The organism is Nostoc sp. CALU 1950 (assembly GCF_051172895.1).
Taxonomy (GTDB): Bacteria; Cyanobacteriota; Cyanobacteriia; order Cyanobacteriales; family Nostocaceae; genus Nostoc; species Nostoc edaphicum_A.
Genome location: NZ_JBDNJQ010000267.1, coordinates 1 through 6,466, shown reverse-complemented (window position 1 = coordinate 6,466; position 6,466 = coordinate 1). Strand labels below are relative to the sequence as shown.

The window sequence follows — 6,466 nt, the reverse complement described above, 5'->3', positions numbered from 1 at the left end:
TCTATCTACGCAGCCAAGCGATTGAGGGAATCCCTGGAGAAAACCGCAGCCCTTGCGGGTGATGGACAGCCAGCCCCCATTCCCACTAAGCATCGACGAGATCAAGACCCGTCTAACTTTGCCATCAAGTAAAATATACTGTTAAAAAAATTCGCCGCTAATAACTCTTGCCTTAGCGTCCTTCGCGGTTCGATACCCTAACCATGTCCACCCAACCTACAATTCAAAGCATATACACCGATGGTGCTTGCACCGGTAATCCTGGCCCTGGCGGCTGGGGTGTTGTTGTCTACTTCAGCGATGGCTCAATCCACGAAATGGGCGATGCATCCCCTCATACCACTAATAATAAAATGGAGATGCAAGCTGCGATCGCAGCCCTCCAATTTTTGCAAACATCTGAACAAGCCCAACCCATCACCCTGCATACCGATAGCGAATACCTGATTAACTGCGTTACCAAGTGGGTGAAAGGCTGGAAAATGAAAGGCTGGAAAAAATCAGATGGTAAACCAGTCCAAAACCAAGACCTTTTAGAAATTTTGGATGAACTCAATACCCAACAGGTAAAATGGCAACACGTCCGAGGACATTCTGGTAACATAGGTAACGAACGTTGTGATGTGATCGCTCGCACATACGCCAGTGGCAAAACTCCTTCCCTGCAACAATTATCTCCCAAAAATCTTTACAAATCTTTACCCTCTAAAAATGAACTAAATGTAGCAAAAGTAGCTGATTATGAAAAAAACTCTAGAATAACTAACCAAAGTCCGCAAGAAATCAGTACTTCTGCACCAGAAATAACCGTTATGGAACCATCAACTGGCCCAACTGCGGCCGCAACAGATGAAAAACCGCCAGAAATGAGGGTTTCGCAACTCCGCAGCTTGGTCGAAACTCTGCGTATTGCTGATGAAATTTCTGAAAAAGGCTACTTAATCACCAGTTCTGAGTTAGCAGACTTGATGGATGTCCACGCTAGCGCTGTCACTAGTCGTGGAGATCAATGGCGCTGGCGAAACTGGATAGTGTCACGGGTACGTCGTGAAGGAAATCAAATTCTTTGGGAATTGGAACGTGGGGATCAAGTAGGAGGTGAAGAGGATTAAGGAGTGCTGAGTGCTGAGTGCTAAGTTGTGAGTTTTGAATTTTTAACTCCTCACTCCTCACTCTAAACTCCTTACTCAGCACTCATCACTCAGCACTATATTTGCGTCCCCGCCACTCGCGCGGGGTGCGGAACGCAGATAAGAAGATTCGTAGCACAGCTAAGGGATCGGCTAAAGGGGAAAGCCAGAATAACCAGCCGCCTTTAGCGTTTGTGCGATCATAAGAAGGTGCGATCGCTATCAGCATAGCAAAGCGAATCACCAGCAAGAATAAATTCAGTCCCAGCAGGAGAAGTGTGGGGATAGGTAAAGACGCGATTAATCGCGTCTGTAGCAAGTGTGAGAGTGGGGAAGAAATCAACAAATAAGTGAGGACAATTAAAAGGGGTAGACCTTGAACAGATGTGAGTAACCATAAATCTCCCCACAACTGAGAACGAGAAGTTGCATCTTTGAGATCGAGACTGCGCCCCCATTCCTTCCACGTCTCCATCGCCCCTTCATACATCCGTACCTTCAACACCTTTGCGCCATCTAAAAAGCCCACTTTATACCCTTGAGCAGCAATATTCCGTGCTAACGTGACATCATCACAAAAAGAACTCCTCGCACTGCTATAACCACCCACAGCAGCTAAAACTGAGCGACGACACAAAAAGCACTGCCCATTAGCCATAACCCGTTCTGGCTGATTTGTATTAATCCCCGCTGGGTCAAATCGGTAAAGCAGAGTCATCAACAAAGCGGGTTGTAGCCAGCACTCTCCAGGATATTTGAGGATGAACTGGGGTGAAAGGGAAACCAAGTCATAGCCTTGCGCTTCTGCCGTCTTCACCAAACCAGCAACTAAACCAGGATGTGGTTGGATATCAGCATCTAGCCCCAGAAACCACTGACTAGCCTCTGAGCTATATAAAAAACCGTTATGCAACGCCCAAGGACGCCCCACCCATCCATCGGGTAAGGGATCATCTGTCATGATGCGAAAGCGCGGATCTTTCTGCTGTGAGGCTTTTACCAAGTCGGGGGTACCATCACTAGACTTACTGTCTACCACCATAATTTCCCGAACTTCATAGCTTTGCTGACTTAAACCAGCCAACAGAGGGCTAATGCGAAGCGCCTCATTTAGTGTGGGAATGACGACGCTAACTCTACCCAAAAGCTCCGGTGTCGGCTGTTGGGGTTCTATTGGAGGATGGCGTCTTGGCCCCTTTAACAGGCGCGAAAATAGAATCGCCGTTGCTGGTACTTGGATAAGTAGCAATAAAAAGGAGATAGCACTTTCTACTATCAAAGCGTTGTCATTACTCATTAGGCATTGGTCATTGGTCATTAGTCATTGGTCATTAGAAATGGGGCATAGGGCATAGGGCATGGGGCATAGGGCATGGGACATTGACTTATTACCCTTGTCTTCCCCATCTCCCTCATCTCCTCTACTCCCCACTCCCTAATTTATCGCCTTATTTCAAGGCAACTTCAACCTTTGCTACTGATACTTCTTTGCTTACTGATTCAACAGTAACTTGGGCGGGTGTGGTAGAACTCATTAACCACAGCGCCACAGCCGGAGTTACACCTAGCAATAAACCGAGCAACACAGGTATAGAGAATCCAGCTGCCAAGCTGAGTCCGGCGGCGAAGGCAAAGTTAGTTAAATAAACGACTAAGGGCAGATTGAGTTGCGATCGCTCTAATTTAATCGAAGCGTTTCTCCACAATAATCCTGCCACACTCATAAACAGTGCGCTAGTACCAAACCAACCAGCATAGTTCTGGTACGGTGTCCCAAAGAAAGCTCCTGGTTGTTCCCAATACCAGAAAGGCAAAGAAGATTGACTCATAGCTGGCTCAAGAGCAAAGTCCCAGCAAGTAAAGAGCAAAGCACCAACAGCAATAGAAGCAATATGGCGTCCCCAACTGGGTTTTTGAGCTACTTTCAAACCAGTTCTAGCAATTAAGTAAGATGACAGCCCAACATAAAACCAAGATAGAGGAATAGTGAAAGGAACTAGCCCCCCAATCTTATAACCCAAGCCACTTAAGTAGCTATAATCACCAAATGGAAACCCTGTGCTAGTTCCCAGCAGTTCACTTCCCAAAGATATAAACACAGCAGGCAGCATAAATGCTAGCCAATTTCCTAATCCCAAGGTTCGGTAGGCATAAATAGAAACAGCTACTGTCCCCAAGATAATATCAACAACACCGCCACCAGCCATACTTAACTGTATGGCAGTTTCTCCAACCTGCGATAAGTTGAAAATTATTTCAGCATTAGGTACTACCAGTAGCATCCCTACCAGTCCAAAGGCTTTTGACACGATATGACCAATGAGGCATACGCGTTCAGCAATAACAAGTTGTCTCATGATAATTCCTTAACAAGATGTGACACGCGGCTACTCGGCTGCTAACAGTTTACAAATGTTTAACAACATATTTAACTACTTTGTACCGCAATTCTCTACAAACTTGTTTGGCTTTCTTGGGAACAGCATAACAGCCTATTGATTGAAGCTATAAGAAATATGATGTTAAACTTACTAGTCTAAGCCATATACTCAAAATCTACATAATTTCATCTCCAAGAACTTCTAGTTTCTCGTCTCATTGATATCCACATCGTGAAAAACTCCTTTTATACTGGGATATCTTTGAGGGAGGACAACCATCATCAACTGAGCAAGCCCTCAAGCAAAATAAAGTCTTGAGTTACTAGACTTAGTTATGGGATCTTGACCATGTACTAGAAATATAAACCCATGTCAATTTTGCAAAGAGTTCCTTGGGTGTCGCTGGCATTAGTACTACTGAGTTATAGTACTTTGGGCTGGGTAATATCTGAAACACGTGCTCCTATGTTTGTGTGGGTGGCAACTGTAGTTGCTATCTTGCTTTTAATCGTAACGTTGACTGCTCCTTGGCCGAAGATGACATATTACTACAGTATTTTGCTTCAATCAAATACCAGGTCTTTCGGCGTTGCCGTCTTAGCAGCTTTCTTATTCTTTATCATGATTGCCTGGTTTCGAGTATTTCTTGATACCTTACTCATCATTTCAGCGACTATATTAGTCAGGATAGATTTTCAAAGAGCGGGTCTTAGGGAAGGACTAGCCTTTTACACTGCGTCTATTTTTTCATTGGGAGGTTTAGCTTTGGGTGCGCTAATTTACAAGTTAATATATTCCCAAATTCCGCTAACGTGATCAAATATAACCGATAAAGCTAGCGATGCCTGGGTTGGGCTGCGCCAACGCTTCAGAATCACTATTACTTAACCATAACTTCCTTTTTGGCTCAGATTCCCAACTTCTTAAACAAGTCGGAAATCTTTTTATTCTCTTGTTCTTCAATAACTTAGGTTCAAAATGCAGGCTGTTCAAATAGCATTAGAGAGAGGAAAAAATCCATAATAAAAATTGACACCCAACTAGTAACAACTGCTTTTGTTGCCGATTCTCCTACTTCCTTTGCTCCCCCTCTAGTAGTTAAACCCCAACTACAGCCAATGACAGCAACCAGCACTCCGAAAATAAATCCTTTTAGCAAAATAATAAACAAATCTGACGGTTGTAAAAAATTTCTGACTGATTCTAAAAATGTTTCAGGAATAATTTTGTAAAACTGTGATGCAGCAAAAACTCCGCCGATGATGCCCGTAACTAAAGCCAAAACCGTCATCAAAGGCACCATTAAACAACAAGCAATTACTCTAGGAAGTACTAGATAATCAATAGGATCAGTTTTGAGCATATAAAGTGCATCAATTTGCTCGGTGACTCGCATTGCACCTATTTCTGCTGCAAAAGCAGAACCAACTTGTCCAGCCATAATACTAGCGGTCAAAATTGGAGCCAATTCTCTGCAAAAAGCTAAGGCAAAAGCACCTCCCACAGCATTAACAGCACCAAATCGTACTAATTCTCTCGCTGTCTGAATAGTAAAAATCATTCCGGCAAAACCGCTGACAAGGAGAACTGGAGAGATAGAACCTGGTCCAGCAGTCACCAGATGTTGCAGAATCTTGCGATAGTAAGTTTTTCCTTGGAGTAAATGTAGCCACACTTGACCGAAAAGCAATACTGCTGCAAAACAGCGTGTAATCCAAGGTTGCTCAAAATTTGTTTTTGGTTGCAATTTTATCGTCCTTACGACTGACTTTTTTTGCACATTATGTTGTGTCAACTCTCCAAAATAAGACTACATACAGATACAAATGGCGGAAACCCAGCCAGATGTAATCTGACTTTCTCAATTACGTAGACGTACAAAGTGTTGCTTCCCGCAGGATATTACAAATTGGTATTAGGGTATGGTACATGAACAGACGCACTAGATGTTTATCCTCAAAGTAGAGGAGGTGTTTGGGCATGGTTCAATTTAGCTTAGTAAACTTTAGCCGAAAATAGTACATAAAACATGTGAGCTTTTTTTGCTGCGGCTCACATGCTTTGTGTGCTAAGGAGTTACAATCTCTGGTCTATCAAACTGGGAAAAGTAATTGACTTAACTCAAAGGGTTTAAAAATTTAATAATATTTCCAAATAATTCCAAATAATTTTTTATGAACAGGATTACATACATAATATGTGTGTTTTTATTAATACTGCCCTTCTCCGTGGTAAATCCGGCTTCTGCATCTGTATGCCGCAATTACAATGTCTACGACGGGCTACACCACAAGATTTGTATTCTCAGTATCAGCCGAAGTGCCAAAAATTATTGGGAATACAGGGCAACCGTTAGCGTAGATGGAGTAAAAAGACCCACCGAGGTTTTCAATTGTCGTGAACGAGTCAAGGTTCAACAAGATGGGACTGTTTTGCCCTTTGAGCAAAAAGACCCTGGTGAGATGATATGCAGCTTTTTTAATTCTTCTCGGCGGCAAATACGCGCCAGATAATGAAGATGGTGAAACCTAAATAGGCGAATACTGTTAGCCATTCTTGCCAGCTACCAAATGCATTGTTCATCAGCAAAAGTAGGAAAATTGATATTTCTCAATCCTACACGCTGACGCTAGCAGTTGCTTGCTGTATCTTGAGAGACAAAGGAAGGCTACTTAAAAATTCTGAGTTAATTTTCCGGAATCGATAACAATGGGGTGGTAGTACATATCAAGAGCATCGATATTATACTGAACCTCTATAACTAACCTTCGGGGAATATAGCCCCATTGTTTCCACTCAAAAACCCGGTCTTTATGACCGGGTTTTTGATTTTATATGATTTTGCTAAGGGACTTGCAAGAAAAGAAAATACCAGTCATTCTAGAAGAATAGGAGGCGCAGATCTGCCCGCGTTTGCTCTGAATTTCTAGAATTGGAATCACAGGGTTCATGCTT

6 protein-coding genes and 1 pseudogene are annotated in these 6,466 nt (G+C 43.1%); 4 read left to right on the top strand and 3 right to left on the bottom strand.

From position 1 onward, the window contains the following. Together ABF638_RS36325 and rnhA are read left to right on the top strand one after the other, a co-directional pair. Positions 1-132: pseudogene (locus ABF638_RS36325) on the top strand (glutathione S-transferase); the annotation flags it as partial. Between the two features lie 71 nt (positions 133-203). Further along, a complete protein-coding gene (gene rnhA / locus ABF638_RS36320) occupies positions 204-1,112 on the top strand; it encodes a ribonuclease HI (protein WP_181930128.1) in 909 nt (302 codons plus the stop codon). 85 nt (positions 1,113-1,197) lie between these two features. On the opposite strand, the gene cruG is transcribed toward rnhA, so the two are convergent. Continuing rightward, the gene (gene cruG, locus ABF638_RS36315; protein ID WP_435027608.1) at positions 1,198-2,427 is read right to left on the bottom strand and encodes a 2'-O-glycosyltransferase CruG; all 1,230 of its coding nucleotides are present in this window, start codon (positions 2,425-2,427) and stop codon (positions 1,198-1,200) included. A gap of 151 nt (positions 2,428-2,578) precedes the next feature. Beyond that, positions 2,579-3,487: a gamma-carotene 1'-hydroxylase CruF gene (gene cruF / locus ABF638_RS36310; RefSeq protein WP_435027607.1), complete on the bottom strand. Its 909-nt coding sequence runs from the start codon at positions 3,485-3,487 to the stop codon at positions 2,579-2,581. Positions 3,488-3,880: 393 nt separating this feature from the next. Here cruF and ABF638_RS36305 point away from each other — a divergent pair, with 393 nt between their 5' ends. After that, positions 3,881-4,327 (top strand): hypothetical protein, encoded by a 447-nt coding sequence (locus tag ABF638_RS36305; RefSeq protein ID WP_435027606.1) that lies wholly within the window; start codon positions 3,881-3,883, stop codon positions 4,325-4,327. A 157-nt stretch (positions 4,328-4,484) separates the two neighbouring features. Here the strand turns inward: ABF638_RS36305 and ABF638_RS36300 are convergent, their stop codons facing one another. Continuing rightward, complete coding sequence (locus ABF638_RS36300; RefSeq protein WP_069072925.1) at positions 4,485-5,258, bottom strand: MlaE family lipid ABC transporter permease subunit; 774 nt, start codon at positions 5,256-5,258, stop codon at positions 4,485-4,487. A 427-nt stretch (positions 5,259-5,685) separates the two neighbouring features. Between ABF638_RS36300 and ABF638_RS36295 the strand changes: the two genes are divergently transcribed. Continuing rightward, positions 5,686-6,024 carry a hypothetical protein gene (locus ABF638_RS36295; RefSeq protein ID WP_435027605.1) on the top strand — a complete coding sequence of 113 codons (339 nt, stop codon included), beginning with the start codon at positions 5,686-5,688 and terminating at the stop codon, positions 6,022-6,024. Positions 6,025-6,466: the final 442 nt, after the last annotated feature.

What these genes read in the sequence shown, in the direction of transcription:
- ABF638_RS36305 (WP_435027606.1), top strand. Translation starts at nt 3,881, where the DNA reads ATGTCAATTTTGCAAAGAGTTCCTTGGGTGTCGCTGGCATTAGTACTA.
- ABF638_RS36295 (WP_435027605.1), top strand. Translation starts at nt 5,686, where the DNA reads ATGAACAGGATTACATACATAATATGTGTGTTTTTATTAATACTGCCC.
- rnhA (WP_181930128.1), top strand. Translation starts at nt 204, where the DNA reads ATGTCCACCCAACCTACAATTCAAAGCATATACACCGATGGTGCTTGC.
- cruG (WP_435027608.1), bottom strand. Translation starts at nt 2,427, where the DNA reads ATGAGTAATGACAACGCTTTGATAGTAGAAAGTGCTATCTCCTTTTTA.
- cruF (WP_435027607.1), bottom strand. Translation starts at nt 3,487, where the DNA reads ATGAGACAACTTGTTATTGCTGAACGCGTATGCCTCATTGGTCATATC.